The sequence below is a fragment of the Leuconostoc lactis genome, assembly GCF_007954625.1.
Classification (GTDB): Bacteria; Bacillota; Bacilli; order Lactobacillales; family Lactobacillaceae; genus Leuconostoc; species Leuconostoc lactis_A.
On record NZ_CP042420.1, the window covers coordinates 353935 to 367574 of the forward strand.

Below are 13640 nucleotides of genomic sequence, written 5' to 3' on the forward strand. Positions count from 1 at the left end.
TCATTACGCATGTTTATGGTCAACGGTTGCCTTAATGGCATGTGCTACAACAGCATCAAATTGTTGTTGCGCCAAATCATCTAACCCAGCACGTGTTGAACCACCTGGTGACGCAACAGCATCTTGCATCGCTTGCGCTGATTGCCCAGAAACTGCTAATAGCTGTGCTGAGCCAGCCACCGTTTGGGTGGCAATAGTTGTTGCTAATTCAGCTGACAAACCATTTTCAACCCCTGCTTTAGCCAAGGCATCAATGAAGTTGAAAACGTAAGCCGGACCCGAACCAGCTACAGCTGAAAAGGCCGCAAATTCTGCTTCAGGCACGGCAACAGCTTGTCCAAGTTGGTCAGAAAACGCCTGAAAAGCGGTATCGTTAGCCGCTGTCAATGACGCTTTGGCATAGGCCGTGATCCCTTGATTAATCGCCACGTTAATGTTCGGTAACGTCCGTACCACTTGCGTTGTCCCCGTCGCTGCGACCAGTTGGTCAACGGTTATCCCAGCTAATACAGAAACGACTAATTTATCGCCAAAGTCCAACGTGTTGACAACTGCTGCTAACTGATTCGGCAAGAAGGCTAAAACAACCACGTCACTTGCTTGAATCAGTTGCTGGGCTGACAAAGCTTGTACACCCCATTCTTGGGCTAATTTTGCAGCTGTATGTGGTGATGATACGGCAATGTCTGCCGGCGCCACTTGGCGTGCTAATAGCCCTTTTATCATCGCTTGTGCCATGTTGCCCGTGCCAATAAATCCGTACTTTGCCATATACTTTCTCCTATTGAAAAACGACAAGCCAAGTGGCCCATCGTCACTATTTGTCTTGAACTTCTGCTAACTTACTATCAATCATCTCTAAGACTTTAGCGCGTGCATCAGCGTCTGATACAAAGTCAAAACGGTCGCCATCAATTTGCACCTTTGGTGAACGATCATAGGCATCAAACCAATCATCATAACGTTTATTCAACTCTTTGTAATAGTCATAAAGATCTGGATTATCATCAATTTGTTCAAATGAACGGCCACGCTTTTTAATCCGTGCCAACATGGTATCAAAGCTCACGCGCACATGAATGAGCAAATCTGGATTTTTAACGTCTTCAACACCCGCAATTTCCGCCATCATATTATCAACCAAAGACTTATAGATATCGACTTCAGTTTGTGTTGCGCGGTCAAGATCAGCTGTTAATTGGAATAATAACGCATCTTCATAGATCGAACGATCCAAAATGTTTCTCACCCCAGTAGCGCGTGCTTCTTTGATTTGTGCCAAACGCTTATTTAGAAAATAAATCTGTAATAGGAAGCCGTACTTCTTTGGATTTTCATAAAATAATGGCAAAATCGGATTATCATCAACACTTTCATAAAATGCCTTTGACCCCAAGTGGTCAGCCAACATTTCTGTTAAACTTGTTTTGCCGGCGCCGATAGTGCCTGATAATACAATCATGCCAATTCTCCTAATTTCTTTCAGTTACGTACTAGTCTAGTATATCAAAAATCATACAGTTGAGTCAGCAAAATTATGGCCATCACGCTGGCAAGTCAGTCCCTGAAACATTGTCTAACCCGTGGTAGATCAGCACTTAAGCCCGTATTCATTTTACTTTTTTTATAGCCAACCCGACAATCACAATAAAAAAAGACGATACATTTCTGTATCGCCTTTTAGTTAGTGGACAGTCAGGGGCTCGAACCCTGGACCCACGGATTAAGAGTCCGTTGCTCTACCAACTGAGCTAACTGTCCATATATCACTTTCACAACAAAGAATAGTATAGCATGTATTTTGATGTTGTGCAACACTTTTTCTAAAAATAATGGCACACTATTAAAAAAAACAACGCAAGTCATCACTTGCGCTGTTTTACAGCCATTACTTTATTTATCGTTGTAACCAGTTGGATGGCTTTGGTGCCAGTTCCAAGCTGTCTTGATAATGTCTTGCACATTATCATACTTTGGCGCCCAACCCAGCACATCACGTGCCTTATCTGAGTTGGCAATCAAAATGTCAGGATCGCCAGCACGACGTGGCCCAATTTTAGCTGGAATATCAACGCCAGTCGCTTCACGCGCTGCTTCCACCATTTCCTTAACTGAGAAACCAGTTGCTGATCCCAAGTTAAATTGGTTCGATTCATTACCATCAGCCAAATATTGCAAAGCCCGCATGTGAGCATCTGCCAAGTCTAATACGTGAACATAGTCGCGAACGTTGAAACCGTCTGGTGTGTTGTAGTCATCGCCAAACATTTCAATGTATTCCCGTTGACCCAAACCTGCTTGCAAAATGATTGGCACAAGGTGGGTTTCAGGTTGGTGATCTTCACCAATTGTGCCATCTTCCGCAGCCCCAGCCACGTTGAAGTAACGCAACGCCACCCACTTCACACCATCCGCTTGATCTGACCAAGCCATGATCTTTTCCATCATTAACTTTGATTCACCATAAGGGTTGATGGGGTTTTGTGGATCTGTTTCCTTAATCGGAATGTTCACTGGATTACCATAAGTGGCTGCTGTTGATGAAAAGACGATTTGCTTTACATCATGATCCTTCATCACTTCCAGCAACGTCACCATGCCACTCGTATTGTTATCAAAATACTTCAATGGATTAGCAACTGATTCCGGCACAATTGAAAAAGCGGCAAAATGCACGACTTGTTCAATGTCTTCTTGATCAAAGACAGCTGATAGAGCGGCCTTATCACGGATATCGACTTGATAAAACTTAGCGTCTGGATGGACGGCATCACGATGCCCAGTAAACAAGGCATCGACAACAACGACGTCACGACCTGCTTCAACAAGTGTTTTTACCATGTGTGACCCGATATAGCCGGCGCCACCTAATACTAATACTGACATAATCGCCTCTTTATTCTAAATTGATACTTTCAGTTTACACCACTTTTAAGCATCACGCCACTTGAATTCCGCCTCGGCACTGACGACATCACCCATCATAATGCGATGTTTACTCTCGTGATCTTGGTGTACGACTTGTGATTGGATCGTGTGTCCCAGCCGAATTTCATTTTCAAACCGGAGATTAATTGTAGTCACCTCATGGGTATTTAAAAATTCAGGTGCCATGACATCTTGCATCCACTCAAAATACTTCGAGTTATTCACATGCTGATTGGCATCAATATCTAAATAGCGAACGTGATAATCTTTGGCTTCGTAAACGTCATCTGATGCAAAGTGCGCCGGATTAGGAATACGCGGAATCTGTTTCACATATTCAGCTTGATAGGCATTAATAATATCTTCCGGTATGCGTGCCATGCGCCGGTTTTCAATGTCAATCATGGCCCAAATCGAATCGACACGAATCACTTCTTCTCCTGCGGCATCAAAAAAAGCAAACGGCCGCCGCACAAAAAAAGGATTATATTTTGCCGCAAAAGTTTGGACTGTTACCGACTCATTAATTTTAGGGCGTCGCTTAACCGTGACCTCATATTGTAAAATAACCCAACCGAGACCACGCGCTAAGTGCACGTCTTGCCCAACCCCTAAGGCATCCCCTTGCATTTTTGAGGCCAAAACGGCCCAATTTAAAATCATCGGCAAGGATAATTTCCCTGTCATATCCGCTTCATAATATTCAACGTGTCGTTGCATCGCAAATGGTTGCATGTTCCCCCCTCATTCTGTACCACTGTATGACTATTAGTCGTTAATCAATGCCATGATAATCGGCATAGACCGCTTGTCGATCAAGCTGCCGCGCTTTGGCCACTTGTTTAATGGCCGCATTAGGCTTTAAGCCTTTAGCGACCAACTTAGCCACGGCTTCTTGGACTGTCAATTCAGCCTCATCATTGTCAGTTGCCGCTATTTCTTCACCAGTAAAGCCGGCAATCATCACAACAAATTCACCGCGAATTTCGTGTGTTTTCGCCCAAGCCACTAATTCGGCCACTGTACCGCGCAAAAATTCTTCATACTTTTTCGTCAGTTCACGCGCCAAAACCACTTGTCGGTCATCACCCATCACCTTTTGAATATTTTCTAAGGTTTGTTTCAAGCGATGCGGTGCCTCATAAAAAATTGTTGTATCACGCAATGTGGCAAGTCGTTCTAACTCGGTCAACTGGTCGCTATTTTTCCGCTGTAAGAAACCATAGAAATAAAATGGTTGCGGCACTAACCCACTGGCAATCAACGCCGTTACACCGGCTGTTGCGCCAGGAATTGGCACCACAGCAATCCCTTGACTAATCGCTGCGGCCACTAATTCTTTTCCTGGATCAGAAATCGACGGCATCCCCGCATCACTCACTTGCGCAATGTTTTTGCCTTGTTGTAAATCCGCAATGATGCCTGGTATTTTAGCTTGCCAATTATGTTCATGAAAACTCGTTTGCTTTGTGGTAATGTCAAAATGATTAAGGAGCTGTTGCGTGTGCCGCGTATCTTCAGCTGCAATTAAATCAACATCGGCCAAAACGGCAATGGCGCGCGGGGTCATGTCTTGCAAGTTGCCAATCGGGGTTGGCACAAGATAGAGTGTTCCGGTTTCGCGCTGTTCAAAACTCTTTTGTTGTTGCATATTATTCTCCTAATGCCATGGCTATTTCCAAGACCATTTTCTCAAATCGTGTTTGCAGTGACACGTTCGTTTGGCTTAATCGGTCATCAGCAAAAATAACGTCGCTCGCGCGCACTAACTGTTGTGGACTATAATGCTGTCGCAATGTTTTGTATAAACCAACTAGTGTGGGAAAATGAAGTTGCGCGTCGGGTATTTGCCCGTAAACAACCGTGTCACGTGATAATTCATGTAACCAGGTCAAAAAAAGACGTTGCTGTGGTGCTTCTTTCAACGCATCGACGAGTTGCAATTGCACATACACAAAAGCTTCCACCCGTCGTTGCATCATCAGTTCAAACCATTTAAACAAGACTGGTTGCATTGTTTTACGCCACTGCTCGGCTTCATCATCTGGCTGTGCCAAGGCAATTTCGGGGCGTAATTGGACAATTTGCGCCCGTGATCGAATGGTGGGCAGCACCTCATTGAGGTTTTCGGCCAACATGATCATGAGTTGCGGCCCAGCCGGCTCCTCAATAAACTTAAGCAGCGCATTGCCAGACTCGGCTTGTAACGTTTCGATGGCGTCAAACACAAAAACCTTACGTTGGCTTTCTTGCGCAACCGTGACAAATTCTGGTTTTAATGCCCGAATTTGGTCGACCTTCCACGTCCGCTTAGTCCCTGTCCCACTTTTGGGTAGGCTGGGTTGGGTAATTTTAACATCTGGATGATCATCCGCCATGATCCGGATGGCTTGTCGCTCATCCGCACCAGCCATAAGCCAAGCCAAATAACGCGAAAAAGCCAGCTTTTCTGGCTGGCTTGGGCCGACAAAGAGATACAGATGACTGAGCTGGTTTGTCGCAATTAATTGTTTAAAATGGGCGATCTGTTGCGGATACACCTTTTCTGCGATTGTAATAAATTCCGGTGTCATTAGAACTGATGGAATGATTCAATATTTTGCGTATAAACAGTTGCGCCACCGACTTCAACTTCAATCGGATAAATGCCAATTTGCTCACCACCGGCATCTAAATTCACTGGCGGCACCATAAACTGCTTTCGTGTTTGTGATACTTCTTGAATAATGTCCAACGTTTCTTGCACGCGTGTGTCTTCAATGGCAATCAAGAAAGTGGTGTTGCCTGAACGTAGAAAACCACCCGTCGTCGTCAAACGTGTCGCCCGAATATTGGCTTTGACGAAAGCGTTACTGAGCTTGGTCGCATCCTTATCTTGAACAATAGCTGTCACTAATTTCATAATGATGACTCCTTTCGCGATGCTATGATGTCAAATAGCAATGTGCGTGTCTCTGCAATGACCTGTTCTAGCGGTTGTGTCGCATCAATTAATTTAATTCTATCAGAAAAATCACGTTGCAGGGCTAAATAAGTCTCTCGCACTGCTTGATGAAAGGCTAATGATTCCTTATCCAAACGGTCAATCTTATCTTGACGATTGGCCATCACGCGCGCCAAGCCAACTTCGGCCGGCACATCAAAATAAATCGTTAAATCAGGCATTAACCCATCAATGGCAAACTGATTAATTTGCCAAATCTGATCGACACCTAGGCCACGACCACCGCCTTGATAGGCCAACGAACTATCCACGTAACGATCAGAAATCACCACTTTACCCGCTTCAAGTGCTGGCAAAACGACGGATACCAAGTGTTGCCGGCGCGCTGCCGTATATAATAAGGCTTCTGTGCGGTCATCCATGCCATTATCTTCTGCCGGCTGCAGAATCGCACGAATGGCTTCAGAAATCGGATTGCCCCCAGGTTCTCGTGTCGTCACAAGTGCCTCACCAAGTTGCGGTTGTAATTCAGCCACCAGTGCCTGTAAGACGCTTGTCTTACCCGCACCTTCCGGTCCTTCAAAAGTAATAAATAGCGGTTTCGTCATGTGTCTTGTTGTCCTTTTTGTTTATCGCGGCAATACCCTGACCGGCATTAAATGCGATCAGTTTTCAGGACATGGGTTTGCATATGCCCAACTGTCTTGCGACGGCGTGCTTCACGATAGAGGTAGTTAAATTTGGCTTTTGTTAGCGCTGTTTGTGCTTGAATTAACCGCACATTGACTTGGCCATCTAACAATGCTTCTTCCGAATTTTGGGCCGTATCCCAGTCAATTTTAGCTTTATCAATTTGAAAAACGAGGGCCTGGTCATAAGTTTGTCGCAGATTTACTTTCTTTTTACGAAATATCATAATTCTGTTCGTCCTTGTACTGCTTTAATCAACGTCAACTGGTCCGCATAATCAATATCTGACCCCACTGCCAAACCGTGCGCCAAACGGGTTACTTTAATCCCCGCAGGCTTTAGCAACCGTGCGAGATACATCGCCGTTGCTTCGCCTTCAGCGTTGACATTTGTGCCGACAATCACTTCATTAATTTCTTGATGTTCTGATAATCGCCGAATTAAACTCGGTAAGTTAATGTCTTCTGGACCTGTCCCTGAACTCGGCGAAATCACGCCATTGAGCACGTGATACAAGCCGTGATAATCACGCGTATTTTCCATCGCCATCACATCACGCGCCTGCTCAACCACAAAAACAGTCGTTTGGTCACGCGATGGATCCTGACAAATCACGCACGGATTGATTGTCTTTTCCGTAATGTTGCCACACACCTCACAGAAGGTCAAATCATTTTTGGCAGAAGCAAGTGCTTTAGAGAAATCAATGACATCGTCTTCTGCCATACCTAAGGTATAAAAAGCCAGACGTGTGGCCGTTTTTTGCCCAATACCCGGTAATTTTGTATAGCTTGCTATTAATTTTGCAATCGGTTCTGGATATTCCATAATGGTACAAGGCTATCACAGCCAATCCTTTCTCTATTAATCAATCACTTGCACAATATCGTCACCAAACAATTTCTTAGCTTCAGCGACGATCGCTGGTTCCACAAGCCCCGTTTGTTCTGGTGTTGGCGTATTTGGCGCCTGGGTCGTGGTTGTTTGGCTCACTCTCGGTATATCCGCCAAATTCAAAGGATGCGTCGTCCCAGCCTTTAATTGCGCCACATAATCTGAGCGTTCTTGTTGCCAGCTATCTTGGGTAATCAACACCATTTCTGTTGGCAATTGTTGTGCAGCTAGCGCTGTCCGTAATTGCGTTTGCAAAGCGGCATCTTGCAAAGCTTGTGCCAATAAAGGTGGAAAATCAAACGCCAAAACAAGCCCTTCCTCACTTGCAGCTACTGGGGCGGCAATCGTCAGTAAGGCCTGTTCCGCAACACCAAATTGACTAATCAAGTCTGCCCAAGCAGCCTTCACGCGACTAAGCGTCTCCCGCTTCGCTTGTTGTAGGACGGCAAAGACCGCATTTTGCCCCGTACGCGCCCATAATTGGTTAGCAACGGTTGATTCCTCAGTTGGCGCAGCAATTACCACTGGTTGTGCAACTGGTGGTGTTGCCGATGTTGGCGGCACTGGTGTGATCGATGTTGGTTCAACCTCAACTGGTACCAATGGTGTTGGCGTTGGTTGTGCTGCAATCACTTGTGGTGCAGATTTGTCAGGTTGTGCAGGTGTCGCTGTTTCACTTGGCTGGACTGGTACTGATGCTTGCTGTGCAGCCGTCATCGCTAGTTTAACCGTGAGCAATTCTAAATACACATCACTTTGCATCGTTTGCATGAGCTGTTGCTGAATGTCATCTAGAATCACCATCATCTGTTGAATACGTTCAGCCGATAATTGTTGCGCCAGTGCCGTAAGATCAGTCACAGCAATCGCTGTTTTAATCAAATCAGGCGCGACATTTGTCATCATCACATCACGCAATAAGCCTAACACATCAACCACAAAACGTTGGGCATCTTTGCCGGCAAGTAAAATATCATGTAAAATTTGGAGCCCTCTTGGCGTATCCCCTTGGCTGACAGCGACCATATATCCCAATAGTTGGGCTGTTGTTGTTGAGCCAGTGACCTGTAAGGCGTTATCGACCGTCACCCGATCTGTGCCATACGCCATCACCTGATCTAAAATCGACAACGCATCCCGCATACCACCTTCAGCAACGTTAGCAATAATTCGTAACGCATCGTCATCATAAGCGACATCACGTTGCGTTAAAATATCGGCTAACCGTGCCTGAATGGCATCTGTCGCAATTCGTTTGAATTCAAAACGCTGTGTCCGCGACAAAATCGTTACGGGCACTTTTTGCGGTTCGGTTGTCGCCAAAATGAACTTCACATTTGCCGGTGGTTCTTCAAGCGTCTTCAGGAGGGCATTAAAGGCACTGTTTGACAACATATGCACTTCATCAATGATGTAGACTTTGTATTTCGCTTCAATTGGTGCATAATCCACGTTCGCCAAAATATCACGCATATCTTCAACGCGACTATTAGACGCCGCATCAAATTCCACAATATCGGGAATTTGGGCATCATCTGTTTGCGGATCAATCCCATTGACTTCACGAGCAAATATTTTAGCCGCAGATGTCTTCCCTGTCCCACGTGGCCCAGAAAAAAGATAGGCATGGCCTGTCTGCTCTGTTTCAATCGCATTCTTAAGTGTTTGTGTGATAACTTCTTGACCAATCATGTCATCAAACGTCCGTGGTCGGTAAACCCGATATAATGCTTGATATGCCACTGTTACCACCTCCTGAGGAACTTTTTTTTGCAAATTACAACGCTAACTTACAAAAAAAGACCGCTATGCGGTCAATATGTACACAAGCACAACATCGAACAACCTTAGGGCTGCTACATTCCTGTCCTGACCCGGTTCGAGAGTCGACGCTTGCCTGCTTTATTATTATATCTAATTTTTTTGCTTTAAGCAAACACTTCAGCCACTTTCTTCGTCACTTTTGCTTGCCACTTAAAGTAAGTTAAGTAAGCCTTGGGTACCAAATATTCGTTGACCGCTGCGAAATCATCTACGATTGAAACAATCCAGCTTTCGCGGTACTTTGGTAGCGCAATGGTGGCACCAAACATGTGCTTAACAATGATATCAGCTTCTTTATCACTAATAGACGTTAGCTTTTTGGCATTTTGAAGCGCAATACGTGGGTGGACATAGGCATGTGAACCCGCTTCAAACTTCGTCACACGCCAATCGTAGTAAAAAAGATCATGTAACAATCCGGCACGTGCCGTCGCTGTTGCATCAGCGCCAATTTTTTTGGCGATCATATAAGATTGATAAGAAACTGAGATAGAGTGCCGTAACCGGTTAGAAAAATGGTGTTGCGTATATTGTGCGAGTTGCTGTACTTCTTCGTGTTGTAATAAATCGTCAACAATTGCTAAATACTCTTGGTCGAGACGCCAAGCATTAGGATTTTGCATGTAAATTTTGCCTCTTTTAGTAAGTCTGATGCTATTATACTACGAAATCATTAATATAGCCGTTACAATGTTTGCGACTTTTTATTGCGTTTCCGTTGCGCTCTAATTTTGCCGAAAAAATCTTGTAACAGCGCCCCACCCTCATCACCGCGGACCTGCGGATGGACAACGACACGATGATTCAAGCGTTCATCTTCCAACAACTGATACAACGATCGGGTCGCACCGCCTTTGGCATCATCGGCACCATAATAAACCACTGGGACGCGGGCATTAATAATCGCCCCAGCACACATAATACAAGGTTCAAGCGTGACAAATAACGCCGTGTCTTCTAAACGCCAAGATTGTAACGCATCGTTAGCCGCTTCAATCGCGAGTAACTCGGCATGCGCTGTGGCGAGCTGGTGCGCTTCACGATGGTTATGCGCTCGTGCCACAATTTGATTATCTTTCACAATCACCGCGCCAATTGGCACTTCGCCTTCAGTAGCGGCTAGTTTGGCCTCGTTTAGCGCAACCTGCATAAAATAATCAATCTGCGCATCACTAAATGTGGGTATCTGGCTCATAAGTGCTCTCCAAAATATAGTAGCCTTTGTTTTTCGCAATAATTTTTGCATTACCAAAGGCTGCCAGCATATTTTTTTGTGCTGAAGGCGCCCCTTGCTTTTTCTGTAAAACAGCAATTAATTTACCACCCGGTACTAAGTGATGCACGGCATCTTGTAACATCGCCGTGACCACCTCTTTACCGGCACGAATCGGTGGATTCGTTAAAATCAAGGCATATTGATCTGTGACTTGTTGATAAATATCTGATTGGAAAACGGATACCAACTGGTCAACCCCATTTTGCTTGGCGTTTTGTTGCGCTAAAGCCAACGCCCGTTCATTAACATCAACCATGTCAACTGACCGTTGATATTTTTTCGCAATAGCAACCCCCACTGGGCCATAACCAGTGCCGAGATCTAGTACCTTCCCGTCAGTTAGAGTTGTTTTATCAAGGGCATCCAACATGGTGCGTGTGCCAAAATCAACGGTTGACTTAGAAAAAACGCCGCTATCAGTTGTAAAGTGTAAGGTATTCCCCAACAAGTCAAAATCAAAATTTTGGAAATGATGCTCAGAATTCGGGTTGGCAGTGAAATACATTTCACCGCCAATTTTTTCATTTGATGTGGTCATAACGACTCCTTAAGTTTATGTACAAAAAAAGAAGTACCGAAGCACCTCTTTTAATATTGCGAATCATATCCCACACCGATTGGTGTGATGATAACCAATCCGTTATTTCATCAAATGAAATTACTTCAAAGTTACTGATGCGCCAGATTCTTCCAAAGCTGCCTTCAATTCGTTAGCGGCTGCTTCGTCAAGACCTTCCTTAACGATTGAAGGTGCGTTGTCAACTAAGTCCTTAGCTTCCTTCAATCCAAGACCAGTTGCTTCACGAACTGCCTTGATAACCTTAACCTTAGCAGAACCTGCTGAAGTCAATTCTACGTCGAAGTCTGTCTTTGCTGCGGCTGCGCCGTCAGCTGCACCAGCTGCTGCTACAGGAGCTGCTGCTGAAACGTTAAATTCTTCTTCGATTGCTGAAACCAATTCAGCCAAATCCAAGATTGTTGCATCCTTCAATGATGCGATAATCGCGTCTTTATCAAAAGCCATGATTAAATCCTCCAAATTTTTGTTTTGATGTTGTCGTTAGTAAAACTTGTTGCTGATTATTCAGCAGATGGTGCTTCTTCGGCTGCAGCTTCCGCAACTGGTGCTTCTTCAGCAGCAGGTGCAGCAGCTTCGCCACCTTCTTCTTCCAACTTCTCTTGCACAGCCTTAACAGCATATGCAAATGAACGGATTGAGAATTGGAATTCGGCCATCAATTGACCAAGCAAACCTTCGCGTGATGGCAAAGATGCATACTTGTTGATGTCGTCCAAGTTAGCGATGTTGCCGTCAACAACACCACCCTTGATTTCCAACTTTTCGTTGGCGTCAGCAAACTTCTTCAAGATACGTGATGGCGCAATAGCGTCTTCACTTGAGAAGGCTACGGCTGAAGGACCGACAAAGATGTCGTTCAATTCAGCAAAACCAGCTTTTTCAGCAGCACGTGTCAAAATCTTGTTCTTGATCACTTCAAGAGACACGCCTTCTTCACGTAATTGTTGACGCAATTCTGTTGATTGCGCAACTGTCAATCCACGAGAATCGACCACAACTACTGAAGCAGCGTTCTTGAATTGTTCAGCAACTTCTTCAACCTTTTGTGCCTTAAGCGCAATAGCTTTTTCACTCATGATATGTGATTCTCCTTCCTTAATATTATTTTGCAAAAGAAATCCCGTGCACCAAAAGACGCACGGGAAAAGTTTTTTTAAAACTTCCTCGGCAGGATATTAAGGTACAAGTACCACCTGAGTCTTAGGCAAAATGATTTAATTCACTTAAATGATTATATCAAACCAAGTTGATATCGTCAAATTTTACAATGTGTTGATGTCCAATGTTACTGATGGGCCAAATGTTGAGGCAATTGATACGTGTTGTACGTATGTGCCCTTAACAGCAGCTGGACGAGCCTTCAAAACAGTTTCAGCAATTGTCTTGATGTTTTCAGCCAACTTACCATCTTCAAATGAAACACGACCAACAGGTACAGCAACGTTTCCGTCACGGTCTGTACGGTATGTCACTTGACCACCCTTGGCATCTGAAACAGCCTTAGTCACGTCCATTGTCACAGTACCAGTCTTAGGGTTTGGCATCAAGCCCTTAGGTCCCAATACACGGGCAACACGACCAACTTGAGCCATCATGTCAGGTGTCGCAATAGCTGTGTCAAAGTCTAACCAACCGCCTTGGATTTGTGCAACCAAGTCAGCAGCACCAACAACATCGGCACCAGCAGCTTCCGCTTCCTTAGCCTTGTCGCCTTGCGCAAAGACGATAACCTTCTTGTCCTTACCTGTACCGTTTGGCAACACAACAGCGCCACGCAATTGTTGGTCGGCTTGACGTGTGTCAACGTTCAAGTTGAAGACAACTTCAACTGATGCGTCGAAGTTAGCGTAATCAATTTCCTTAACCAATGCCACGGCATCGTTCAAGGCGTAGTTCTTTTCAGCGTCAACCTTTGCTAAAGCTGCGGCGTACTTCTTACCATGCTTTTGAGTCATTATTCTGCGTCCTCCTTGATTGCTGTACCTTCAACAGTCAAGTCAACACCATCAACAGTAACACCCATTGAACGTGCTGTACCTTCGATCATACGCATAGCAGCTGTCAAGTCGTTGGCGTTCAGGTCAGCCATCTTGTTTTCAGCAATTGCACGGATTTGATCCAAAGTAACGTTTCCGACCTTCTTAGTGTTAGGTTCCCCTGAACCCTTACCAACGATCTTACGCAATTGATCAGCAGCAGGTGGTGTCTTTGTCACGAATTCGAATGAACGATCATCGAAAACAGAGATTTCAACCGGAATGATTGAACCCGCTTGGTCTGCAGTACGCGCGTTAAATTCCTTTGTGAATTGCGCGATGTTAATGCCGGCTTGTCCCAAAGCTGGACCAACAGGTGGTGCTGGTGTTGCTTTAGCAGCGGCAATTTGTAGCTTAACTACTTGTGTAACTTTTTTAGCCACGATTTTTTCCTCCTCGTGTTGTGGTAGACGTAGCTTTAGTGCTACTCCCACGTATGCCGATGGCATACCAATACATTATATTAAA

The 13640-nt window shown here is 44.9% G+C and carries 18 protein-coding genes, 1 tRNA gene, 1 other RNA gene and 1 other annotated feature; all 20 genes read right to left on the bottom strand.

All coding sequences use genetic code 11. The features are described 5' to 3' along the window. Nucleotides 1-3: 3 nt before the first annotated feature. The 20 genes from proC to rplK all read right to left on the bottom strand — a co-directional run bounded on the left by proC (nucleotide 4) and on the right by rplK (nucleotide 13555). Nucleotides 4-771, bottom strand: coding sequence for a pyrroline-5-carboxylate reductase (gene proC, locus FGL80_RS01705; RefSeq protein WP_055307390.1), 768 nt, complete (start codon nucleotides 769-771; stop codon nucleotides 4-6). 46 nt (nucleotides 772-817) lie between these two features. After that, nucleotides 818-1462 carry a deoxynucleoside kinase gene (locus FGL80_RS01710; RefSeq protein ID WP_010001492.1) on the bottom strand — a complete coding sequence of 215 codons (645 nt, stop codon included), beginning with the start codon at nucleotides 1460-1462 and terminating at the stop codon, nucleotides 818-820. Between the two features lie 226 nt (nucleotides 1463-1688). Further along, nucleotides 1689-1761 (bottom strand) — tRNA-Lys (locus tag FGL80_RS01715). A gap of 132 nt (nucleotides 1762-1893) precedes the next feature. Then, a complete protein-coding gene (galE, locus tag FGL80_RS01720; RefSeq protein WP_029509497.1) occupies nucleotides 1894-2886 on the bottom strand; it encodes a UDP-glucose 4-epimerase GalE in 993 nt (330 codons plus the stop codon). 45 nt (nucleotides 2887-2931) lie between these two features. Next, nucleotides 2932-3663 carry an acyl-[acyl-carrier-protein] thioesterase gene (locus tag FGL80_RS01725; RefSeq protein WP_055307389.1) on the bottom strand — a complete coding sequence of 244 codons (732 nt, stop codon included), beginning with the start codon at nucleotides 3661-3663 and terminating at the stop codon, nucleotides 2932-2934. A gap of 40 nt (nucleotides 3664-3703) precedes the next feature. Further along, nucleotides 3704-4579 (bottom strand): 16S rRNA (cytidine(1402)-2'-O)-methyltransferase, encoded by an 876-nt coding sequence (gene rsmI / locus FGL80_RS01730; protein ID WP_055307388.1) that lies wholly within the window; start codon nucleotides 4577-4579, stop codon nucleotides 3704-3706. A 1-nt stretch (nucleotide 4580) separates the two neighbouring features. After that, nucleotides 4581-5501: a DNA polymerase III subunit delta gene (locus FGL80_RS01735; protein ID WP_055307387.1), complete on the bottom strand. Its 921-nt coding sequence runs from the start codon at nucleotides 5499-5501 to the stop codon at nucleotides 4581-4583. After that, a complete protein-coding gene (locus FGL80_RS01740; protein WP_010001486.1) occupies nucleotides 5501-5830 on the bottom strand; it encodes a cyclic-di-AMP receptor in 330 nt (109 codons plus the stop codon). Before FGL80_RS01740 ends, FGL80_RS01735 begins: the two co-directional genes overlap by 1 nt. Next, nucleotides 5827-6480 carry a dTMP kinase gene (tmk, locus tag FGL80_RS01745; RefSeq protein WP_055307386.1) on the bottom strand — a complete coding sequence of 218 codons (654 nt, stop codon included), beginning with the start codon at nucleotides 6478-6480 and terminating at the stop codon, nucleotides 5827-5829. Before tmk ends, FGL80_RS01740 begins: the two co-directional genes overlap by 4 nt. Nucleotides 6481-6527: 47 nt before the next feature. Further along, the gene (locus tag FGL80_RS01750) at nucleotides 6528-6788 is read right to left on the bottom strand and encodes a YaaL family protein (RefSeq protein ID WP_010004630.1); all 261 of its coding nucleotides are present in this window, start codon (nucleotides 6786-6788) and stop codon (nucleotides 6528-6530) included. Further along, nucleotides 6785-7390 carry a recombination mediator RecR gene (recR, locus tag FGL80_RS01755; protein ID WP_010001482.1) on the bottom strand — a complete coding sequence of 202 codons (606 nt, stop codon included), beginning with the start codon at nucleotides 7388-7390 and terminating at the stop codon, nucleotides 6785-6787. Before recR ends, FGL80_RS01750 begins: the two co-directional genes overlap by 4 nt. A gap of 36 nt (nucleotides 7391-7426) precedes the next feature. Continuing rightward, on the bottom strand, nucleotides 7427-9199 hold the full coding sequence (gene dnaX, locus FGL80_RS01760; RefSeq protein WP_055307385.1) for a DNA polymerase III subunit gamma/tau: 1773 nt from the start codon (nucleotides 9197-9199) through the stop codon (nucleotides 7427-7429). 74 nt (nucleotides 9200-9273) lie between these two features. Continuing rightward, an RNA gene (gene ffs, locus FGL80_RS01765) (signal recognition particle sRNA small type) lies at nucleotides 9274-9361 on the bottom strand. A gap of 23 nt (nucleotides 9362-9384) precedes the next feature. Beyond that, nucleotides 9385-9903, bottom strand: a complete 519-nt coding sequence (locus FGL80_RS01770) for an HD domain-containing protein (RefSeq protein ID WP_055307384.1) — start codon at nucleotides 9901-9903, stop codon at nucleotides 9385-9387. A gap of 62 nt (nucleotides 9904-9965) precedes the next feature. After that, nucleotides 9966-10475, bottom strand: coding sequence for a tRNA adenosine(34) deaminase TadA (gene tadA, locus FGL80_RS01775; protein ID WP_055307383.1), 510 nt, complete (start codon nucleotides 10473-10475; stop codon nucleotides 9966-9968). Further along, complete coding sequence (locus FGL80_RS01780) at nucleotides 10453-11094, bottom strand: class I SAM-dependent methyltransferase (RefSeq protein ID WP_055307382.1); 642 nt, start codon at nucleotides 11092-11094, stop codon at nucleotides 10453-10455. Before FGL80_RS01780 ends, tadA begins: the two co-directional genes overlap by 23 nt. Before the next feature lie 120 nt (nucleotides 11095-11214). Continuing rightward, on the bottom strand, nucleotides 11215-11580 hold the full coding sequence (gene rplL / locus FGL80_RS01785; protein WP_010001475.1) for a 50S ribosomal protein L7/L12: 366 nt from the start codon (nucleotides 11578-11580) through the stop codon (nucleotides 11215-11217). Between the two features lie 56 nt (nucleotides 11581-11636). Then, the gene (gene rplJ, locus FGL80_RS01790; RefSeq protein WP_010001474.1) at nucleotides 11637-12212 is read right to left on the bottom strand and encodes a 50S ribosomal protein L10; all 576 of its coding nucleotides are present in this window, start codon (nucleotides 12210-12212) and stop codon (nucleotides 11637-11639) included. A gap of 28 nt (nucleotides 12213-12240) precedes the next feature. Continuing rightward, nucleotides 12241-12359, bottom strand: a sequence feature (ribosomal protein L10 leader region). A gap of 39 nt (nucleotides 12360-12398) precedes the next feature. Further along, the gene (rplA, locus tag FGL80_RS01795; RefSeq protein ID WP_010001473.1) at nucleotides 12399-13091 is read right to left on the bottom strand and encodes a 50S ribosomal protein L1; all 693 of its coding nucleotides are present in this window, start codon (nucleotides 13089-13091) and stop codon (nucleotides 12399-12401) included. After that, nucleotides 13091-13555 carry a 50S ribosomal protein L11 gene (gene rplK, locus FGL80_RS01800; RefSeq protein WP_010001472.1) on the bottom strand — a complete coding sequence of 155 codons (465 nt, stop codon included), beginning with the start codon at nucleotides 13553-13555 and terminating at the stop codon, nucleotides 13091-13093. Before rplK ends, rplA begins: the two co-directional genes overlap by 1 nt. Nucleotides 13556-13640 lie beyond the last annotated feature (85 nt).

Coding starts and splice junctions, on each gene's coding strand:
- proC (WP_055307390.1), bottom strand. CDS start 771: ATGGCAAAGTACGGATTTATTGGCACGGGCAACATGGCACAAGCGATG.
- FGL80_RS01710 (WP_010001492.1), bottom strand. CDS start 1,462: ATGATTGTATTATCAGGCACTATCGGCGCCGGCAAAACAAGTTTAACA.
- galE (WP_029509497.1), bottom strand. CDS start 2,886: ATGTCAGTATTAGTATTAGGTGGCGCCGGCTATATCGGGTCACACATG.
- FGL80_RS01725 (WP_055307389.1), bottom strand. CDS start 3,663: ATGCAACCATTTGCGATGCAACGACACGTTGAATATTATGAAGCGGAT.
- rsmI (WP_055307388.1), bottom strand. CDS start 4,579: ATGCAACAACAAAAGAGTTTTGAACAGCGCGAAACCGGAACACTCTAT.
- FGL80_RS01735 (WP_055307387.1), bottom strand. CDS start 5,501: ATGACACCGGAATTTATTACAATCGCAGAAAAGGTGTATCCGCAACAG.
- FGL80_RS01740 (WP_010001486.1), bottom strand. CDS start 5,830: ATGAAATTAGTGACAGCTATTGTTCAAGATAAGGATGCGACCAAGCTC.
- tmk (WP_055307386.1), bottom strand. CDS start 6,480: ATGACGAAACCGCTATTTATTACTTTTGAAGGACCGGAAGGTGCGGGT.
- FGL80_RS01750 (WP_010004630.1), bottom strand. CDS start 6,788: ATGATATTTCGTAAAAAGAAAGTAAATCTGCGACAAACTTATGACCAG.
- recR (WP_010001482.1), bottom strand. CDS start 7,390: ATGGAATATCCAGAACCGATTGCAAAATTAATAGCAAGCTATACAAAA.
- FGL80_RS01770 (WP_055307384.1), bottom strand. CDS start 9,903: ATGCAAAATCCTAATGCTTGGCGTCTCGACCAAGAGTATTTAGCAATT.
- tadA (WP_055307383.1), bottom strand. CDS start 10,475: ATGAGCCAGATACCCACATTTAGTGATGCGCAGATTGATTATTTTATG.
- FGL80_RS01780 (WP_055307382.1), bottom strand. CDS start 11,094: ATGACCACATCAAATGAAAAAATTGGCGGTGAAATGTATTTCACTGCC.
- rplL (WP_010001475.1), bottom strand. CDS start 11,580: ATGGCTTTTGATAAAGACGCGATTATCGCATCATTGAAGGATGCAACA.
- rplJ (WP_010001474.1), bottom strand. CDS start 12,212: ATGAGTGAAAAAGCTATTGCGCTTAAGGCACAAAAGGTTGAAGAAGTT.
- rplA (WP_010001473.1), bottom strand. CDS start 13,091: ATGACTCAAAAGCATGGTAAGAAGTACGCCGCAGCTTTAGCAAAGGTT.